This is a genomic window from Blautia wexlerae, assembly GCF_013300825.1.
Lineage (GTDB): Bacteria > Bacillota > Clostridia > Lachnospirales > Lachnospiraceae > Blautia_A > Blautia_A wexlerae_B.
This window is the reverse complement of record NZ_JAAIMY010000002.1, coordinates 17,235-37,738: the sequence shown is the minus strand read 5'-3', so window position 1 is coordinate 37,738 and position 20,504 is coordinate 17,235. Positions and strand designations below refer to the sequence as shown.

The following is a 20,504-nucleotide window of genomic DNA, read 5'->3' as shown; positions in this document are numbered from 1 at the left end:
CAATTATATTTTATTCATCATGCTGTTTTTCTGCATTATATCACAAAACGGAACCATCGTCTATGACGACGGTTCCGTTTCACATATTTCCGCCTGCGCTGTTTTTATCTATAGTAATCCTCGTAAATAATGCATTTAAGACAGTTCAGCAGAGTGCGAAAGACAAGGAAGATATCTGCAGGCGTGCTGACGCACGGCAAAGATATCTGACGCAGGATTTCACACTCTGATGGGCTGGATTAAGATGCATTATTTCAGAGGATTGCTATAAGCATACTGCGGTATAATTTATCGTTTATTAAAGATTACATCATTCCCATTCCCGGGTTAGCAGCCGGTGCCGGTGTGTCTTCTTTGATGATCGCAACAGCAGATTCTGTTGTAAGTAATGTAGATGCTACGCTTGTAGCATTCTGAAGGGCACTTCTTGTAACCTTTGCAGGGTCAAGGATTCCTTCGCCTACCATATCTACATATTTCTCATTGAGAGCATCGAAACCGATTCCCGGTTCGGATTCTCTTACTTTATTGATGATTACAGAGCCTTCCAGTCCTGCGTTTGCCGCAATGCGGTACAGAGGAGCTTCCAGAGCTTTCAGGATAATGTTTGCACCTGTCTTCTCATCACCTTCCAGAGTAGCTGCAAGTTTGGCAACTTCTTTGGATGCGTGGATATAAGCAGATCCGCCACCTGCGATGATACCTTCTTCTACTGCTGCTCTTGTAGCTGCAAGAGCATCTTCCAGACGAAGCTTAGCTTCTTTCATTTCTGTCTCAGTGGAAGCACCAACACGGATAACAGCTACGCCGCCAGCCAGTTTTGCAAGTCTTTCCTGTAATTTTTCTTTATCAAATTCAGATTTTGTTTCTTCAATCTGACCACGGATCTGTGCAACACGGTTTGCAATTGCATCTTTGTCGCCCATACCGTCAACGATAACTGTGTTTTCTTTTGCAACTTTAACAGATTTCGCACGTCCTAACTGCTCCATAGTTGCATCTTTCAGTTCCAGACCAACTTCTTCGGAGATAACCTGACCGCCTGTAAGGATTGCGATATCCTGAAGCATTTCTTTTCTTCTGTCGCCATATCCAGGAGCTTTGACAGCTACTACCTGGAATGTTCCTCTTAACTTGTTTACGATCAGAGTTGTAAGAGCTTCGCCCTCTACATCTTCAGCGATGATGAGAAGTTTAGCACCAACTTTTACGATCTGCTCCAGTAATGGAAGGATTTCCTGGATATTGCTGATCTTCTTGTCTGTGATCAGGATATATGGATCTTCCAGATTTGCTTCCATTTTTTCCATATCTGTTGACATATATGCGGATACATATCCACGATCGAACTGCATACCTTCTACAAGGTCAAGTTCTGTGTGCATTGTCTTGGATTCTTCTACTGTGATAACACCATCTTTGGAAACTTTTTCCATGGCGTCTGCTACTAACTGTCCAACTGTTTCATCGCTTGCAGAAATAGATGCAACGTTTGCAATCTGTTTCTTTCCGCTGATTGTCTGGCTCATGTTCTTGATTGCTTCTACAGCTGTATCTGTAGCTTTCTTCATACCTTTTCTGAGGATGATCGGGTTAGCGCCTGCTGCCAGGTTTCTCATTCCTTCGTGAACCATAGCCTGCGCAAGAACAGTAGCTGTTGTTGTACCATCACCTGCTACATCGTTTGTCTTGGAAGCAACTTCCTTGATCAGCTGTGCGCCCATGTTTTCGAATCCGTCTTCCAGTTCAATTTCTTTTGCAATTGTAACACCGTCGTTTGTGATAAGCGGAGCACCGTATGGTTTGTCAAGAACTACGTTTCTTCCTTTCGGTCCTAATGTTACTCTTACTGTATCAGCTAATTTATTTACACCAGCTTCAAGAGCTGCTCTGGCTTCTGCGCCGAATTTAATTTCTTTTGCCATGATAATATGACCTCCTGATTCAAATTCTGATCTCTATGAATTCTTTCTGATACTTATCCGATATTTTATATTATATTCTGTAAATATCATCTTATAAGTATCTTCATTTATATTTTCTATTTGATATTGCTTATTTAACAATTGCAAGAATATCATTCTGTTTTACAATGATGTATTCTGTGCCATCCATTTTTACTTCTGTTCCTGAATATTTGGAGTAGATAACTTTATCACCTACAGCTACTTCCATTTTTACTTCTTTGCCATCAACAACTCCGCCAGGTCCTACAGCTACAACTTCTGCCTGCTGTGGTTTCTCCTGTGCCTGTCCCGGAAGAACGATTCCGGATTTTGTTGTTTCTTCTGCTTCAACCTGTTTTAATACAACTCTGTCACCTAAAGGTACTAATGTCATGATCTATATCCTCCTTTATTCTCCAACTAAAGCTTTCCTGTTACCGTACTCTTTTCGTTATTGCAAAATATCCGGTAACTGTTTCGGCACTCTGTCTAATTCTGCCGTTTTTTGCTAGCACTCATTTACTTCGAGTGCTAATCACTGTCCTTATATTATTGAAAATGAGTCAATTTCGCAAGTGCTTTTATCATTATAAAATAATATATATACTCTTTTTTACTTATATATACTCTTTTTTTCTTTTATTTTCTTAATTTGCAAATAATTTTGTCATAACTAGTGTGCCGACAAGTTGATTCTTGAAACAATCTTGCAGGATAAATTTTCTTATTTCAAGGCGGAGGAAGGAGGCGTAGCGGTGGCTACGGCGACCGACGACAACGCCGAAATAAGAAATTTAGACGCAAGATTGTTCGAGAAATCAACTTGTCGGTACACTAGTCCGGAGAGCTTTATTATGTTATAGGCACATTGCGGAGTAATTTTCTACGACATAATAAAAAGACCGTCCGACATACAGCAGACAGCCTTCTTACCTTCATTATTTACGGAAGTTTCTATATCAGGATTTCTTGTTTCTCTGAGCTTTAATCTCTTCCAGTTCATCAAAGATGACTTCATTCAGCACTTTAATGTAGGTTCCTTTCATACCGGAAGATCTGGATTCGATCACACCGGCACTTTCAAACTTCCTCAATGCGTTTACGATAACAGATCTGGTGATTCCCACGCGGTCTGCAATCTTACTTGCAACCAGAATTCCCTCATCTCCGTCAAGTTCGTCAAAGATATGGATAATTGCCTCCAGTTCGGAGAAAGATAAGGTATTAAATGCAGATTTTACTACCTGCTGTTTTCTATCTTCCTCAGCATTCTCTTCATGGACTGCTCGCATCATCTCAAGCCCTACAACTGTTGTTCCATATTCACTGACAATAATATCCTCAATGTCATATGGTTTCTCATAACGGTACATAAATACTGTACCCAATCGCTCCCCTGCAATATCTATCGGATTAATGATTCCCTGATAACTGCTTGATACATGTTCAAATCCCAGTGTCTGAAGATTTACATTCTCTTTTGTTGACAGGACACCCAGAAATCTCTCATTTAACAGGGAATCTACATATCCGCCAACCTTATCCTCAATCAGTTCAGTGATCTCCTCTACACCCGGGCATAAACTGACGCCAAGAACCTTTCCTTTTTTACTGAGAACCAGAATGTTGGAACTCAGTGTCTCCATCAGGACTTGACAGATATCATTAAATACCACTTTGCTGGAACTGCTGTTATGCAGGAGTTTATTAATTTTTCTTGTTCTATCCAGCAGCTGAACACTCATATTGTCCTCCTTTCACCCTGTACATATCTGAAATCTTTCCGGCACTATTTCATAAATGAGCAGTCATTTTCTTTTGCTCTTCAAGAAGATTCAGACACACATGGACATTAACATTACTGATACTTTGATTTTACACGTTTCAACGGCGAATTACAAGACAAATTTTACTATTTTTTTATTTATTTTTGCTTTTCTGAAAATAGATTCCTTTTATAATATTATTCAATAAATATCCGCATCAAAAATTCAAAGGATTGAAGGAAAAAGATCACAAAGTCACTAACTGTAAGACAAAAAAAACGGAACTGTTGCATTAATGAAATTCATTTTCTGCTGTTGCAACAGTCCCATTTATAGCATTGACACTCTGTAATTATTCTTTCTCGTCCTTTGCCTCTACATATCCACATGTTTCCTGGCTGCAGACAAGTTTATTCCCCTTTTCCACCATATAACTTCCACATTTTGGACATTTTTTTGCCGATGGTTTCTGCCAGGACATGAAATCACAGTCCGGATTATCCTCACATCCGTAGTATTTACGTCCTTTTTTGGTTTTCTTAAGCACAATCTCTTTTCCACATTTCGGACATGGCACACCAATCTTTTCAAAATATGGTTTGGTATTTTTGCATTCCGGAAATCCGGGACATGCAAGGAAACGTCCATGGGGACCATATTTGATTACCATATGCCTGCCACAGTTTTCGCATATTACGTCTGTGACCTCGTCCTGAATGTCGACCTTTTCAAGTTCTTCCTCTGCAGCATCTACATCCTTTTTCAGATCCGGATAGAAGTTGCTTACTACTGTCTTCCACTTTACAGTTCCTGCTGCCACACAGTCCAGAAGCCCTTCCATAGTCGCAGTAAAGTTTACATCTACAATACTCGGGAAAGCCTGCTTCATAATATTATTAACAACTTCTCCTAGCTCTGTGACATACAGGTTCTTCTGTTCTTTTGCAACATAACGTCGGCTGATAATCGTTGTGATTGTCGGCGCGTAGGTACTTGGACGTCCGATTCCCAGTTCTTCCATTGTCTTAACCAGAGATGCCTCTGTATAATGTGCAGGAGGCTGTGTGAAATGCTGCTCCGGTTTCAATTCCTTAAGACTAAGCCTTACTCCTTTCTCAAGGCTCTGATTCAGCACGTTTCCTTTTTTCTGGTCCTCTTCATCTGTGTATACAGACATAAATCCGTCAAATATGATCTTGGAGGCAGAGACTGTAAAAATATACTCGTCCGCACCAATTTTTACGGATGTAGTCTCATATTTTGCAGGAGCCATTCTGCTGGCCGCAAATCGTCTCCAGATAAGCTGATACAGTCTGAACTGATCTCTTGAAAGAGATTCCTTCAGTACAGCCGGTGTACGGCTGATGTCTGTAGGACGGATTGCTTCGTGAGCATCCTGGATCTTCTGTCCCTTTTTCACAGTTTTCTCAGACTTTGAAACATAATCCTCTCCGTACTGACCAGTGATATATTCTCTTGCGGCAGCATCTGCTTCCTCTGAGATTCGGGTGGAATCTGTACGCAGGTAGGAAATCACACCTACTGTTCCATTTCCTTTGATATCAATCCCTTCATATAACTGCTGTGCCAGACGCATTGTCTTCTGTGTGGAGAAGTTTAAAGTCTTGGCAGCTTCCTGCTGTAAGGTACTTGTAGTAAAGGGAAGCGGTGCATTCTTGATTCTCTCGCCTTTCTTTACTTCAGTAATCTCATATTCTTTATCTTTCAGAGAAGCCAGGAGTTTATCCATTTCCTCTTTGCTGTGGATATCCATCTTCTTATCTGTTCCATAGAATTTCGCCTGCAGCGGTTTCTTCTCACCTTTTACCTGGAATTCTCCCTCCAGACTCCAGTATTCTTCCGGAATAAACGCATTGATCTCATCTTCTCTGTCGCAGATGATACGAAGTGCAACAGACTGCACCCGCCCCGCACTTAATCCTCTCTTCACTTTTGCCCAGAGCAGCGGACTGATGGTATAGCCTACCATACGGTCAAGCATACGTCTTGCCTGCTGTGCATCTACCAAATCCATATCCAGATCTCTGGCCTGTTTGATTGATGATTTTACTGCTGTCTTGGTAATCTCATTAAAGGTAATTCTGTGCATCTTCTTAGGATCTTCTTTTAATGCCTGCATCAGATGCCAGGAAATTGCCTCTCCCTCGCGGTCAGGGTCAGTTGCAAGATAAATCTTATCAGCTTTCTTTGCTGCTTTGCGAAGCTTCGCAAGCAGCTCGCCCTTTCCTCTGATCGTTATATATTTGGGTTCAAAATCATGCTCAACATCAATTCCGAACTGACTCTTCGGGAAATCACGGACATGTCCGTTAGAAGCTTCCACATCGTAATTTGCACCGAGGAATTTCTTTATTGTTTTCACTTTTGCAGGTGACTCTACTATCACCAGATATTTCGCCATGCTACCTCTCCTAGTCGTAATCTGTTATTCTTCACAGTGTCCCTGAACGGGCACATTGCCTGACAGCGATATTGTCACATATGAAAATCGCCCTGCGCCGCAGAAATGTGAAGCACAATAATCATAAATCGTCAACTGTCTTTTACATAATAATGTCTCCCGCTCTCTCTTATGAGCCCCCGCAGTGTCAGTTCCACAAGACAGTTGCTTACCTGTGCCGGGGAAAAGCCTGTTTTTCTCACAATGTAGTCGGGATTTTTTGGTCGTAAATCGAGACAACTATACACCATATTCAAATCTCTTGCAAGTCCCAAGTTATTTTTTTCACCGTTTTGCGTTACTTTTGCCGCCGAAATCCCAAGTTCTTCCAGCATAATTTCCGGACAGTATGCGATTCCTGCACCATCATAGATCAGCTTATGACAGCCTCTACTGAGATCATCTGTCACTGCCCCCGGAATTGCATAGACCATTTTTCCCTGCTCCAGTGCAAAACCCGCTGTGATCAATGAACCGCTGTTTTCTTTTGCTTCCACTACCAGGACAGCATCTGATAATGCGCTGATAATTCGGTTGCGCGCAGGGAAATGCCAGGAGACAGGTCCGGAACCCAGTGGGCATTCACTGATGATCCCTCCATTTTCCCATAGGATCCTCTCATAGAGTTTTCTGTTAGATTTCGGATAGCATACATCAACACCACTTCCAAGCACTGCAAATGTAGGCATATTTCCTTCCAGTGCACCTTTGTGCCCTTCTGAATCAATGCCAAGTGCCATACCACTGATAATCTGGACTCCTGCTTCGCTTAAAGCTTTCGCATACCGGAAAGCCTGTATCCTTCCATAAGGACTGCACATTCTGGCACCGATCACTGCCACTGTTCTTCGCTCCGGAGCAGGAAGCCTGCCTTTTACATAAAGCTTTGCCGGCATAGAGGGATACTGCTTCATTATCTGCGGATATTCCGGATCTGACTTCTCAATACATCGTATCTGGTCTGTACTGTATCCTTCTGTGTGATTTCTTTTTACATCAGTTCTTTCCATATAAAATACCTCACTGGTCTTTATTTTATGACAGAATCTTTGTCAAATGCCCTGTACGAAAGTGCTTCTCCGATATGATGACTGGCGATCATTTCATCCCCTTCCATGTCAGCAATCGTTCTGGCTACCTTCAGAATCCTGTGATAGGATCTGGCACTGAACGCGATTTTTTCAAAAGCTCTTGCCAGAAGTCGTGATGCACTGTCTGTAAGAGGACAGAATTTATCGATCAGGCTGCTCTTCAACTGCCCGTTAAAATTTATCTTCTCTTCTTTATACCGTTCTTCCTGGATTTTCTGTACTTTTTCCACTCTTTTTCTGATAGCAGCGGAATTTTCTCCCCTTCTTCCACAATGAAGCTGTGAAAAAGAAACCGGCGGTACATCAGTGCTGATATCAATTCTGTCCAGAAGGGGGCGACTGATTTTTCCCATATAATGTGTGATCTCGCCTGCTGTACAGGTGCATCTGTTTAAATCCGGATAATAACCGCAGGGACAGGGATTCATCGCTGCACATAACATAAAATCCGCCGGAAAGTTGTAAGTTCCGCTTGCTCTGGCTATCTGGATCACTTTATCCTCCATGGGCTGTCGCAGAAGTTCCAGACTTGCTCTGGAAAATTCCGGCATTTCATCCAAAAAAAGTACACCTTTATGCGCAAGAGTGATTTCGCCGGGTCTGGGATTACGCCCGCCTCCTGCAATTGCCTGCGGAGTACTTGTATGATGGGGGCTGCGAAATGGTCTCTCATCGATCAGAGGATGTTCTCTTGAAAGAAGTCCTGCGATACTGTAAATTCTGGTAAGCTCCAGCTTTTCTTCAAAGCCAAGCCCAGGCATGATCGTCGGCAGTCTTCTGGCAAGCATGGTTTTACCTGTCCCCGGAGGTCCGATAAGAAGAAGATTGTGAAATCCACTTACTGCAATCTCTGCCGCTCTCTTTGCTCCTTCCTGTCCTTCTATGTCCGAAAAATCCATTCCCATATCTGTATTTATAATAGAAGGAATTTCTTCCTGTATTTTCCTCGTCAGATACGGTTCCGGATTCTTAAGGCACTCGACCAGTTCCTGTAAATTTTTTACTCCTGCTACCGGTACATCTCTGATCAGTCTTCCTTCTTTCAGATTCTCATAGGGAACTACGCAAAAACGGCTGCCCAGACTTCTTGCGCACAACACAATAGGCAAGATTCCGGAGATTCCATGAATCTCTCCGTCCAGCCCGATTTCTCCTGCCATCATCACCCCACTGACAACCTGAGGGCTGATCATCTCAAAGGCTGCCAGTACTGCCGCAGCCACCGGCACGTCAAAACCAGCCCCCTCTTTCTTCATATCTGCGGGAGCAAAATTGACGGTGATTCTCTTTGGCGGAAACTGATAACCATTATTCTTAAGCGCTGTGCGCACCCGGTCCTGTGCCTCTTTTACCTGTGCAGAAGGAAACCCTACCATAATAAAAGATGGAAGTCCGTTACTTACATCAGCTTCTACCTGCACAGGACATACTTCTACCCCAAAAATCGCAGCTGACAATACACTTGCAAACAAATATAAACTCCTTTCTTCTAGCATAAATCTCCCCCGATATTTATGCACACATAAAAACATATATAACAGTTCAGCATCTCGCCAAACAGCGACAACTGAATAGTTACATTACTTAACTTGCATTGAAAATTATTTTGGGAATTATTTCAGAAATCAGATTTGAAAAAAGATTATTTTTATTATAGACCATTTTGCTCTGTTTTGCAACCGTTCATTTTGTTCTGTTTTATACTTTTTTCAGTACATAATCTGCGAAGGCTTTTCACAGATCATGTTTGGGAGTACACTACAAAACAGAGAGGTGAACTATATGAAATTTCAGCGTATTCAGGATTTACGTACAGATGCTGACATGTCACAGAAACAGCTCAGCGAAATTCTTCACATCAGCCAACGTTCCTACTCTCACTATGAGACAGGTTCACGCAATATACCGGTTGAAATGCTTATCAGACTGGCAAATTATTACGATATAAGTGTTGATTATCTGGTAGGACGCACTGATAAAAAAGAGATGAATAAATAAGTAAAATCACTTTTTTAAATATAAAAGGATTCCTGTAACTGTTTATGTTACTGAATCCTTTTATATTTTTTGTATCTTTTATTCTTTTATCATAACAGTATCCACAGAAGGATGGACTTTTGCACCCTCCGCTTTTGTCTTTGTCTTAATATTCACATAAAGGCGACCATTATCAAAGGTAAGATAACCCTTTGCTACATTTCCCAGCGAATCTGTAAACGAGAATCTGGTCGCGTTTCCTGCTACGGATTTCTTTACTTTTGCCTTACAGGAAGCTGTCTTTTTCTTATTTGTCTGCCAATAAGTGAATGTAACCGATTTCTGGCTGAGTTTTTTAATTTTGATCTTAACCCTGCCATTCTCACTGCGCCAGGTTCCCAGATAGTCCTCCGGGTTAAAAACATATGCCCTTTCCAGCACAGGTGTTGGGGTTACCGTAGGAATCGGCGTTGGGGTAGGTGTGGGCGTAGCTGCAGGTGTCGGTGTTACAGTGGGAACTCTTTCCAGTGCCGCGATCGCTTCTGCTTTTCTCTGCTCTCTGTCCACATTCTTTCTGTGTTGGAGCAGCAGAGTACCTGACAGCATAAGCAGGATAAACAGGATAATTACAATTATCAGAAGTTTTATAAGTCTTTTTTTCTTTTTATTCCGTTTCTGTTTCCCATTGTTTGTTACCGACAAATCTGCATCTCCTCTTCTGTTTCTTGTTCGTTACTGTCCGAAGGTCAGAATCCTTATTCTTTTCCATCCCAGCAATAGGTACAGAGTTTACATGGTGAAATTCCAATGGAAGCTTTCAGATCATCAAGTCTGTGGAATTTCAGTGATGTGAAATTCAGCTCCTTACGGATTTCTTCCAGCATTTCTTTATAATTTGTTGAATTTGGATCTGCATAGTCTGCCAGGACTTTATCACTGACATTCTCTCCCTCGCGTTTGGCGATCACACGTCTTGTGATCAGATCCATCTCCGATTTAGAACGTGAGAAATTCAGATATTTGCATCCATAAAGCAAAGGCGGACACGCAGGACGGATATGTACTTCCTTTGCACCATTTCTGTAAAGAAATTCCGTTGTTTCTCTTAACTGTGTTCCACGTACAATAGAATCATCGATCATCAGAAGACTCTTATCCTTGATCAGACGATGTACAGGAATCAGCTTCATTCTTGCGATAAGATTTCTCTGGCTCTGCTGTGTAGGCATAAATGATCTTGGCCAGGTTGGTGTATATTTGATAAACGGACGGGCAAAAGGCACACCGGACTGGTTCGCATATCCGATTGCATGGGCAATACCGGAATCCGGAACACCGGCTACAATATCAGGATTTACTTCTCCCCTGTCTCTTTTGGCCAGCATATCACCGCAATGATAACGCATTTCTTCTACATTCACACCCTCGTAGGCAGAAGTAGGATATCCATAATATACCCAGAGGAAAGAACAGATTCGCATCTCTTCCCCTGGTTTCTGCAGGGTTTCCACACCGTCCGGAGTCACTGCAACAATTTCTCCGGGTCCCAGTTCTTTCAGATCTTCATATCCAAGATTCAGATATGCAAAGCTCTCAAAAGATACACAACAGGCATCTTCTTTCTTTCCCACGATCAGCGGAGTTCTTCCAAGACGGTCACGTGCTGCCAGAATCCCCTTTGATGTCAGGATAAGCATGGTCATAGAACCTTCTATCACTTCCTGCGCATAACGGATTCCCTCAATTATGTTGTCTTTCTGATTGATCAGTGCAGCTACCATTTCTGTGGGATTTACGCTTCCTCCACTCATTTCCAGAAAATGAGTGCATCCGTTTTTAAAACAGTTGGCAATCAGTTCATCCATGTTATTGATCTTTCCAACTGTGGTAATTGCAAAGTTGCCAAGATGAGAGCGCACCAGAATTGGCTGAGGTTCATTATCTGAAATACATCCGATTCCCAGATTTCCCTCCATCTCACCAATGTCACCATCAAATTTCGTCCTGAACGGCGCATTTTCAATGTTATGAATCACGCGGTCAAAACCACGTTTCTTATCATACACTGCCATTCCGCCTCTGCGTGTTCCCAGATGGGAATGATAATCAATTCCGAAGAAAAGGTCCAGAATGCAACTGGACTTTGATGCTACTCCAAAAATTCCACCCATTATCGTATTCTCCTTTTGTTCATCATCTTCAGGCAACTTTTATCATAATCCTCTTCGATAATCCATTTAAAAAGATTACTATAGCCCGTTTCATAACGTTTTCCTTCACTATAACAGTTCTTATTCTGCCGAATTGCTGTAAAAACAGTTATATCACACAACACTCTCATTATATAGAATGAAAATTTAGAAGTAAAGAGTTTTAATCTTATTTCTTTTCCTTGATGATACCTGTTCTGTACGCATCCAGCAGTTGAATCAATTCCTGTATTCTCTCTTTCAGTGCATGTCCTGTGTCTGTATCACCCACAAGCTGGCGTCTGGACATGTAGCTGACTGCCACGCGGTTTGATACGATATCTGTCTCTTTTGCCACAGCATCTGCTTTGGACGTAAACGGTTCATGAGCCGTAAGATTCAGTCCATAAGAATTATAGATCAGCGTATATCCGGCAATTCCCGTTACTTTCTGATATGGCTTGGAAAAACCACCGTCAATCACGATAACCTTTCCATCACATTTTACAGGGCTCTCTCCTTCGCTCTGATGTACCGGAACATGACCATTGATGATATGCCCCTTTTCCGGATCCAGCCCAAATTCACGAAGCATATTATCTACCACTTCTTCATTTTCCCAGAGGCGGTAATAAGCATTCTTCTTCTCTTCATGTGTAGAAGGATCCTCTATGAAATATCTTTCAAAAGTACTCATCTTGCTCTTGCCAAACAATGGTGAATTCGGAGCAGCCCAGATATACCACATAATATCTCTGCCCTTCTTCTGTTCTTCTTTTCCTACAGAATAGAATGCTCTGCGCACATAGGTTTCCAGTACATCGTACAGTTCTTTTCCCTTGTAGCTTTTTCCATAAATCTGTACTTCCCGGAATGTTCCGTCTTCATTCAGAGGAATGCTTCCATGAAACAGAAGATTTCCGTTATATACTGTATAAAGCCCACCTTTGTCAAGTAGGAGACGGATGTGGTTTTGCAGCTTTTCACAGTTTCTGAATGCAGAGGACAATTTGTCCATAACTTCTTTCTCTCCGGCTGTAAGTTCGTATGGATGTTTCCAGTCAATAGTCGGAAAATTATTGTCGCGAAGCGGATATTCCTTTCCGTCAGGTAGTGTGATTGTCCCTTTTTCCGGATTGATCCGATGAAGAAGTGCTCTGTCTTCCATCTGGAATTCTTTATGTCTGCGCACCAGTTTACCTTCTAATTTAAACTGGATCACAGCAATAGCCTTGTGCATTTTTTTGCCCAGTTCTTCCTCAAGAACATTATAATTGGAAGCACCTTTCATGGCAAAAATCTCGCAGGGATCATCCTTATACGCCTCCATCACAAAGGTCGCCAGCGGCAGCATATTGATTCCGTATCCATCCTCAAGAATATCCAGATTTCCGTAACGGATGCTGTTTCTTACCACTGTTGCAATACAGGCTTTCTGTCCTGCTGCCGCGCCCATCCAGACAACATCATGGTTTCCCCACTGAATATCCAGGGAGTGATACTGCATCAGACGATCCATAATGAAATGCGGTGCAGGACCTCTGTCATAAATATCACCCAGAATATGTAAATGATCTACGACCAGGCGCTGGATCAGTTCTGCAAGCGCAATGATAAAATTCTCCGCACTGCCAATCTCAATGATCGTATTTACAATAGAATCATAATATGCCTCTTTATCGAGAACTTCCGCTTTCTCTGTGATCAGTTCTTCGATCACATAGGCATAATCTGCAGGAAGAGCTTTTCGTACTTTGGATCTGGTATATTTGGAGGCTGTTGTCTTACAGATTTCAATAAGACGGTAGAGAGTGATCTTATACCAGTTTTCCATATCTTCTTCTGTATCTTTGACAAGATCCATCTTCTCTTTCGGATAATAGATCAGAGTTGCCAGAGAACGCTTATCATTGTTACTTAATGTATGTCCAAACACATCATCAATCTTCTTCCTCACTGCACCGGAACCATTTCTGAGCACATGTGAAAACGCCTGATACTCCCCATGAAGGTCTGACATAAAGTGTTCCGTTCCCTTCGGCAGATTCAGGATTGACTGAAGATTGATAATCTCCGTAGATGCCTTTCCGATTGTAGGATAAATTTCTGCAAGTCTCTGTAAATATCTAAGTTCGTCTTTCTTCATATCCATCTCCTGTTATCATATATTATGATGTCAGGGCATTTTATGTTGCTGTCTGCACCATGCCCTGCAACACACTTTGCGGTCACAGAATTTATGCTCATCCTGTAAAGTCAAATAATGACATCTGGTTCGACTGCGGGATATCTCCGAATAATTTCAGATCATCCATCAGATCAATAACCGTTTTGCTGACCTTTGTTCTGTCGCGGAAGTCGTCTTTTGACAAGAATTTTCCCTGTTTTGCAGCATCGACCACTGCATCTGCCGCCTTATCTCCCAGTCCGTCAATAGTTGCAAGTGACGGCATCAGTTTCCCATCCACGATCTGAAATCTCTGTGCCTTGGCAGTATAAAGATCAATCGGTACAAATTCAAATCCACGTGCGTACATTTCCTGTACAATACGCATATCCTTCAGGGTATCCAGTTCTTTTTTAGATGCTGAATCACCTTTTTTGCGGATTTCTGCCATATAATACTCCAGACGTTCCTTTCCCATACACATCATCTCATAGGAGAACGCTGTGGCGCGGATACTGAAATATGCCGCATAATATGCCAGTGGCTGAAACACCTTATACCACGCAATTCTGTACGCCATCATAACATATGCAGCTGCATGAGCCTTCGGAAACATATACTTGATCAGTTTACAGGACCAGATATACCAGTCCGGAACTCCATGCTCTTTCATGGTTTCTATCCATTCATCGCGAAGACCTTTTCCCTTACGGACACTCTCCATGATCGTAAACGCCAGGCCACTTTCTACTCCTTTTCCGATAAGGTAGATCATAATATCGTCTCGGGTACAGATAGCTGTGGAAATAGTTGCCTTACCCTCCTGGATCAACACCTGGGCATTACCCAGCCATACATCCGTACCATGAGAAAGCCCTGCAATACGGATCAGGTCAGAGAAGTATTTCGGCTTGGTGTCAATAAGCATCTGCATGGCGAAATCTGTACCAAATTCCGGGATTCCCAGACATCCGAGCTTACATCCGCCAATATCTTCCGGTTCAATTTTCAAAGCCTTTGTACTTGCAAACAATGACATGACATCCCTCTGATCCAGGGGGACATCCCTGGCACTGATTCCTGTTAAATCCTCCAGCATTCGGATCATAGTGGGATCATCGTGTCCAAGTATATCAAGCTTCAGCAGGTTTCCGTCAATAGAATGATAATCAAAATGTGTGGTGATAATGTCACTGTTCACATCATTCGCAGGGTGCTGGACAGGAGTAAATTTCTCAATCTCCTCACCTACAGGAAGTACGATAATGCCTCCCGGATGCTGTCCTGTTGTACGCCGCACGCCTGTACATCCCTGTACGATGCGGTTGATCTCACAGTAACGTTTATGCACACCACGCTCTTCAAAATAATTCTTCACATAACCAAATGCAGTTTTCTCCGCAAGCGTACCGATAGTCCCTGCCTTGAATGTCTGCCCCTTACCAAAAATAACCTCTGTATATCTGTGTGCATTAGCCTGATACTCTCCTGAAAAGTTAAGGTCAATATCCGGTTCCTTATCTCCCTTGAATCCAAGGAATGTCTCAAAAGGAATGTCAAACCCTTCTTTTTTCATCCTGGTTCCACATTTCGGACAGATCTTATCCGGCATATCACACCCCGCCATACCTGCATACTGCTTTACTTCCGGTGAATCAAAATCACTGTATTTGCAGTCCGGATTAGGACAGAGATAATGCGGCGGCAGAGGATTTACCTCTGTGATACCGGACATGGTAGCTGCCAGAGAAGATCCTACAGAACCTCGCGAACCTACCAGATAACCATCTTCATTTGACTTCCATACAAGCTTCTGTGCAATGATATACATTACGGCATACCCATTGGAAATGATTGAATTCAGTTCCCTGTCAAGCCTGCTTTCCACAATCTCCGGCAATGGATCTCCATACATTTCATGCGCTTTTGTAAAACAGATATTCTTCAGATCCTGGTCGGAATTCTCAATGACCGGCGGGAATTTGTCCGGATGAATAGGTGATATCTTCTCAATCATATCTGCGATCTTATTTGTATTTGTAATGACAACTTCTTCTGCTTTCTCGCTTCCCAGATAGGCAAATTCTTCCAGCATTTCCTCTGTGGTACGTAAATACAGCGGTGCCTGCTCATCTGCATCTGAGAATCCGTTTCCGGCCATAATGATCCTTCTGTAAATCTCATCCTGTGGATCCATGAAATGCACATCACAGGTTGCAACTACCGGTTTCTTAAACTGCTCTCCAAGCTTAACGATCTTCCTGTTTATCTCCTTCAGGTCTTCTTCGGAACTGATCATATCATGCTTATCATCTGCTATCATAAATCTGTTATTTCCAACAGGCTGAATTTCCAGATAATCATAGAAATTTACCAGTCTGGCTATCTCCGGATCCGGTGCATTTCTCAGAATTGCCTGATACAGTTCCCCTGCTTCACAGGCACTTCCCACTAGAAGTCCGTCTCTGTACTGCTCCAGCACACTTTTGGGAACACGTGGACGTCTGTGATAATACTTCAGGTGCGACTGGCTCACTAATTTATACAGATTAATACGTCCTGTCTCATTTCTGGCAAAAATGATCACGTGGTAGGTCGGCAGTTTCCTGATAGTATTTACAGAGACAGCTCCCTGTTCATTCAGCATATCCACATCCCGGATATCACGCTCTTCCAGCATCTTTACAAATTTCACAAAAATCTCCGCAGTACATGCAGCATCATCTACTGCCCGGTGATGATTTTCCAGAGAAACACCAACTGCTTTTGCTACTGTATCCAGCTTAAATCTGTTCAGTGCAGGAAGCAGGAAACGGGCCATACCCACTGTATCTACATAAGTAAAATCATGTTCAATTCCCAGTCTGTCACAGTTTTTCATAATAAATCCCATATCAAAATCCGCATTGTGCGCAACCATAACCGCGCCCTTGCTGAATTCAAGGAATTTCGGAAGCACTTCCTCGATAGTCGGGGCATCCATGACCATACTGTCATTGATACTGGTCAGTTGTTCAATACGAAAAGGAATCGGTACCTTTGGATTTACAAATGTGGAAAAACGGTCTGTAATCTCTCCGTTTTCTACCAGTACGGCACCAATCTCTATGATCTGACAGGTCAGTGAAGAGAAACCTGTTGTCTCAATGTCAAAGACCACGAATCTGCCGTTCAGCTTCTGACCTTTTCCATTGGTCACCATACCTTTTAAATCATCTACCAGATAGCCTTCCATTCCATAAAGAACTTTAAAATCAGAATCTTTCGGCACACATCCGCCCCAGGCATCGAAACAGTGATTGGCCTCCGGAAACGCCTGTACAACCCCATGGTCTGTAATCGCAATGGCAGGATGTCCCCACTCATAAGCACGTTTCACCAGAGATTTGGCATCCGTAACCCCATCCATATCACTCATCTTTGTATGACAGTGAAGCTCTACTCTTTTCTGTGGGCTGGTATCTACTCTGGCAGTTGTAAAATTGGCAATTTTCTTAATCCCGGCTATGGATGCAATAGTCAGTTCACTGTCAAAACGGTCTACGGTTGTCACACCGCGAAACTTCAGAAAAGCCCCCTTCTTTACATGTTCTGTCACTTCCGGCACCTGTTCATTGCGCAAAAACATCTTCACAACAATACTGTCCGTAAAGTCTGTGATCGGGAAGATAAGAATTGTTTTTTCATTACGGATTTCTCTGGCTTCTACCTCCATAACCTGTCCGCGGACGATCACCTCACCCATCTCACCGGTAATCGTCTCAAGTGCAACAGGCTCTCCTTCAAAATCTCTTCCATAGATAACATCCGGATTGCTGTCCCTTCTGAATCCACCCCGGAAATCTCCCTTCCTGTTGTCTTTGCGGTCTGCAAATGCAGCTTTTTTGTCCTTCTTTTCCTGCTGTCCCTTATCAGTCTTTTTCTCTGCTTTCTTCTCTGCTGTTCCTGCTTCTTCAGACTGAGCCGGCTCTTCATTCTTACTGTTTAATTTCGCATGACGGATTACATTTTCCACTTCCTGAGCGATCTGCACTGCTGCATTCTTACGATACTTACTTTCCTGCGTCTCCCTGAACTCAAGTTCCACCTTTAAGTCCATTCCGCATCTTTCGCAGAAAACCTTCTGCAGATATTCGATCAGGATCCCGCTCTTTTCTCTGGCTATTACAGAATCAGGAAGGATCATATGAAGATCATTTTCTCCGGGAAAAGAAATCTGCGCCTGTCTGAACATATTGTATTCCAGCATATTGTAGCTACGCAGTTCCAGTTCCATGCTGGATCTGTAAGTTTCCAGAAAGTTCTGAGGATTGTACTGACCGGAAAGGCGGAATTTCTCAATAACTGTAACTGTCACACTCAGCCCGGCAAAAATCTGTCTCTCTATCTGTTCTTCCAATGCAAAAATATGCTTCTTATGAATCCAGCGTTCACTTTTTATATACACCCATATATGAGTTCTGGAAGGATTGCAGGACACTCTGGTCACAAGAACCATGTCCAGCAGCTCTTCCAGTTCTTTCTTCACTTTTAAGCTGGGAAATACGTCAAAAAAGTCTTTTTCCAAAATAAAATCTCCTCGTTGATCTGACAGGAAGTCTTCGTTCCAAATGTTACTTCCAGTTCAGAAGTTCCTCCCGCAAAGTATCCAGAAGCTGATCTTCCGGAACTTTCTTTATGATCTCACCATGTTTGATCAGAAGTCCCACACCAACTCCGCCTGCAATTCCGATATCTGCTTCTTTTGCTTCTCCGGGTCCGTTTACCACACAGCCCATAACTGCTACTTTAATATCAAGTGGGATATCCTGCACCATGGTTTCTACTTTATTTGCAAGACCGATCAGATCGATCTGTGTACGTCCGCAGGTTGGACATGATACAACTTCTATGCCACCTTTTCGAAGTCCCAGGGTTTTCAGAATACGTTTTGCTGATTTAATCTCTTCTAAAGGTGCTCCTGTAAGAGAGACACGAATAGTATCACCGATTCCCTGATTCAGGATGATTCCTAGCCCGATAGCAGATTTAATGTTTCCGGAATAAAGAGTTCCGGCTTCTGTGATTCCTACATGAAGTGGATAATTCGTCTTTTCCGCAATCAGTTCATGAGCCTTTGCACACATAAGAACATCAGAAGATTTGATACTGATCACCAGATTATCATATCCCAGGTCTTCAATGATATGAACTTTATCCAGCGCACTCTCCACCAGTCCCTCTGCAGTGACTCCTTGATATTTCTCCACAAGTTCTTTCTCAAGAGAACCGCTGTTTACACCAACACGAATGGGAATTCCACGTTCTTTTGCCACATCAACCACTGCTTTGATACGCTCTGTACTGCCGATATTTCCGGGATTAATCCGGATTTTGTCTGCACCGTTTTCCATGGCTGCAATAGCAAGACGATAATCAAAATGAATATCTGCCACAAGTGGTATATGGATCTTTTTTTTGATTTCCTTCAGTGCTTTTGCAGCTTCCATAGTCGGTACTGCGCAACGGATAATATCACAGCCTGCCTGCTCCAGTGCCAGAATCTGAGCTACTGTCTGTTCTACATCTTCAGTTTTTGTATTTGTCATGGACTGGATTAAAATCGGGTTGCCACCGCCAATCTTTCTGTCTCCGATCTGAATCACTTTTGTATGATCTCTGTACATAATTTTCCTCTTCTCTCATTTGGTATCAAACGGATATTCACAATCCGCTTTACAGTTTGATTAATTTATGTGTACTGCTGAACAGTTATCTGATTTCCAGAAGTTTTCTCTTCAGTTCTTCTTCCATGTGGTGCATTTCCATCTCTGCTGCCTGTCTCTTCTGACGGCCTTCCATCTGGATCCGCATCACATCATCCAGCGTCTGGATCAAATCTGCATTTGTCTTCTGGAGTGTTTCAAGGTCAACTATTCCACGCTCTGATTCTTTCGCTGTCTCAACCGTTGCCATATGAAGTGTCTCTGCATTCTTTCTGAGAAGTTCATTGGTGATATCTGTTACCTGTCTCTGTGCCTGTGCTGCTTCTGCAGAATGAGCAATTCCCAGAGCAAGCACCATCTGACTCTTCCATAATGGAATTGTGTTTACGATCGTTGTCTGTATTTTCTCAACCATTACCGTATCATTATTCTGGATCAGCCGGATCTGAGGCGCGGTCTGCATGGCAATCGTACGGGTAAGTTCCAGATCATGCAGTTTCTTTTCAAATCTGCTGCATTTCTCATCCAGGTCTCTGGCTGCCTGCGCGTCTTCGGGAAGCCCGCTCAGAGCTGCCTTATTTTTCATTTCTGCAAGCTTTCCGTTTCTGGTTTCTTCCAGTTTCTTTTTTCCGGCAAGGATATACATGGTAAGTTCTTTAAAATAATTCAGGTTCTGTTCATACATCTTGTCCAGCATGGCAGAATCTTTCATAAGGCGCACCTGATGTTGCTGAAGAGAATCTGTAATCTTCTCCACATTGACTTGTGCTTTGTCATATTTGTTTTTCAGATTTTCAATCTTAGAAGTCTGCTTTCTGAAAAATCCAAAGAATTTTCCCTCCTCCTGTACATCAAAATCTTTCAGTTCTCCCACAACATTACTGATCAGTTCTCCAATTTCACCGAGATCCTGTGTCTTTACATTCTCAAGAGCTGTATCAGAAAAGTCGGCCATTTTTTTCTGGGTTCCTGCACCATACTGAAGGATCTGGTTAGTATTCTCAATATCAATCTTTGCAGCAAAATCATTTACTATTTTCTGTTCTTCCGGTGTCAGTACAGGCGCTTCCTCTTCCTTCTGTGGCTGCTTTTTGGGGATCACTTCTTCTTTCTTTGCAAACTCTCCAAGATCCGGCTCCAGTGTTAATGATGGTGTTTCCATTTCAAAATCTTTAAATTCGTTTCCCATGTCCTCTGCCGCT

General features: G+C 42.6%; 13 protein-coding genes. 1 reads left to right on the top strand and 12 read right to left on the bottom strand.

The window, feature by feature from the left end:
- Window positions 1-305 precede the first annotated feature (305 nt).
- From groL to G4417_RS01680, 6 genes are all read right to left on the bottom strand, one after another.
- A complete protein-coding gene (gene groL, locus G4417_RS01705; RefSeq protein ID WP_173682420.1) occupies window positions 306-1,925 on the bottom strand; it encodes a chaperonin GroEL in 1,620 nt (539 codons plus the stop codon).
- Between the two features lie 130 nt (window positions 1,926-2,055).
- Window positions 2,056-2,340, bottom strand: a complete 285-nt coding sequence (groES, locus tag G4417_RS01700; protein WP_008705701.1) for a co-chaperone GroES — start codon at window positions 2,338-2,340, stop codon at window positions 2,056-2,058.
- A 565-nt stretch (window positions 2,341-2,905) separates the two neighbouring features.
- Window positions 2,906-3,691 (bottom strand): GTP-sensing pleiotropic transcriptional regulator CodY, encoded by a 786-nt coding sequence (gene codY / locus G4417_RS01695; protein WP_008705703.1) that lies wholly within the window; start codon window positions 3,689-3,691, stop codon window positions 2,906-2,908.
- A gap of 373 nt (window positions 3,692-4,064) precedes the next feature.
- On the bottom strand, window positions 4,065-6,134 hold the full coding sequence (topA, locus tag G4417_RS01690) for a type I DNA topoisomerase (protein ID WP_173682419.1): 2,070 nt from the start codon (window positions 6,132-6,134) through the stop codon (window positions 4,065-4,067).
- A 131-nt stretch (window positions 6,135-6,265) separates the two neighbouring features.
- Window positions 6,266-7,183, bottom strand: coding sequence for a DNA-processing protein DprA (gene dprA, locus G4417_RS01685; RefSeq protein WP_173682418.1), 918 nt, complete (start codon window positions 7,181-7,183; stop codon window positions 6,266-6,268).
- A gap of 20 nt (window positions 7,184-7,203) precedes the next feature.
- Window positions 7,204-8,760, bottom strand: coding sequence for a YifB family Mg chelatase-like AAA ATPase (locus tag G4417_RS01680; RefSeq protein ID WP_334296869.1), 1,557 nt, complete (start codon window positions 8,758-8,760; stop codon window positions 7,204-7,206).
- Window positions 8,761-9,046: 286 nt separating this feature from the next.
- Between G4417_RS01680 and G4417_RS01675 the strand changes: the two genes are divergently transcribed.
- Window positions 9,047-9,262, top strand: a complete 216-nt coding sequence (locus G4417_RS01675) for a helix-turn-helix domain-containing protein (RefSeq protein ID WP_020993399.1) — start codon at window positions 9,047-9,049, stop codon at window positions 9,260-9,262.
- 78 nt (window positions 9,263-9,340) lie between these two features.
- Here G4417_RS01675 and G4417_RS01670 read toward each other — a convergent pair whose 3' ends face one another.
- From G4417_RS01670 to G4417_RS01645, 6 genes are all read right to left on the bottom strand, one after another.
- On the bottom strand, window positions 9,341-9,943 hold the full coding sequence (locus tag G4417_RS01670) for a hypothetical protein (protein ID WP_173682400.1): 603 nt from the start codon (window positions 9,941-9,943) through the stop codon (window positions 9,341-9,343).
- A 53-nt stretch (window positions 9,944-9,996) separates the two neighbouring features.
- On the bottom strand, window positions 9,997-11,412 hold the full coding sequence (locus G4417_RS01665; RefSeq protein ID WP_173682416.1) for an amidophosphoribosyltransferase: 1,416 nt from the start codon (window positions 11,410-11,412) through the stop codon (window positions 9,997-9,999).
- Window positions 11,413-11,620: 208 nt separating this feature from the next.
- Window positions 11,621-13,576, bottom strand: a complete 1,956-nt coding sequence (locus G4417_RS01660; protein WP_173682415.1) for a fructose-1,6-bisphosphatase — start codon at window positions 13,574-13,576, stop codon at window positions 11,621-11,623.
- Between the two features lie 97 nt (window positions 13,577-13,673).
- A complete protein-coding gene (locus tag G4417_RS01655; RefSeq protein WP_173682414.1) occupies window positions 13,674-18,164 on the bottom strand; it encodes a PolC-type DNA polymerase III in 4,491 nt (1,496 codons plus the stop codon).
- 46 nt (window positions 18,165-18,210) lie between these two features.
- Entirely contained in the window at window positions 18,211-19,263 is a 1,053-nt protein-coding gene (gene ispG / locus G4417_RS01650; RefSeq protein ID WP_173682413.1) for a flavodoxin-dependent (E)-4-hydroxy-3-methylbut-2-enyl-diphosphate synthase, read from the bottom strand.
- Window positions 19,264-19,348: 85 nt separating this feature from the next.
- Window positions 19,349-20,491: a toxic anion resistance protein gene (locus tag G4417_RS01645; protein WP_173682412.1), complete on the bottom strand. Its 1,143-nt coding sequence runs from the start codon at window positions 20,489-20,491 to the stop codon at window positions 19,349-19,351.
- Window positions 20,492-20,504 lie beyond the last annotated feature (13 nt).

Excerpts from the sequence above, each read along its gene's own strand:
- codY (WP_008705703.1), bottom strand. The coding sequence starts at position 3,691 with ATGAGTGTTCAGCTGCTGGATAGAACAAGAAAAATTAATAAACTCCTG.
- dprA (WP_173682418.1), bottom strand. The coding sequence starts at position 7,183 with ATGGAAAGAACTGATGTAAAAAGAAATCACACAGAAGGATACAGTACA.
- G4417_RS01665 (WP_173682416.1), bottom strand. The coding sequence starts at position 11,412 with ATGGGTGGAATTTTTGGAGTAGCATCAAAGTCCAGTTGCATTCTGGAC.
- ispG (WP_173682413.1), bottom strand. The coding sequence starts at position 19,263 with ATGTACAGAGATCATACAAAAGTGATTCAGATCGGAGACAGAAAGATT.
- G4417_RS01660 (WP_173682415.1), bottom strand. The coding sequence starts at position 13,576 with ATGAAGAAAGACGAACTTAGATATTTACAGAGACTTGCAGAAATTTAT.
- groES (WP_008705701.1), bottom strand. The coding sequence starts at position 2,340 with ATGACATTAGTACCTTTAGGTGACAGAGTTGTATTAAAACAGGTTGAA.
- groL (WP_173682420.1), bottom strand. The coding sequence starts at position 1,925 with ATGGCAAAAGAAATTAAATTCGGCGCAGAAGCCAGAGCAGCTCTTGAA.
- topA (WP_173682419.1), bottom strand. The coding sequence starts at position 6,134 with ATGGCGAAATATCTGGTGATAGTAGAGTCACCTGCAAAAGTGAAAACA.
- G4417_RS01645 (WP_173682412.1), bottom strand. The coding sequence starts at position 20,491 with ATGGGAAACGAATTTAAAGATTTTGAAATGGAAACACCATCATTAACA.
- G4417_RS01675 (WP_020993399.1), top strand. The coding sequence starts at position 9,047 with ATGAAATTTCAGCGTATTCAGGATTTACGTACAGATGCTGACATGTCA.
- G4417_RS01680 (WP_334296869.1), bottom strand. The coding sequence starts at position 8,760 with ATGCTAGAAGAAAGGAGTTTATATTTGTTTGCAAGTGTATTGTCAGCT.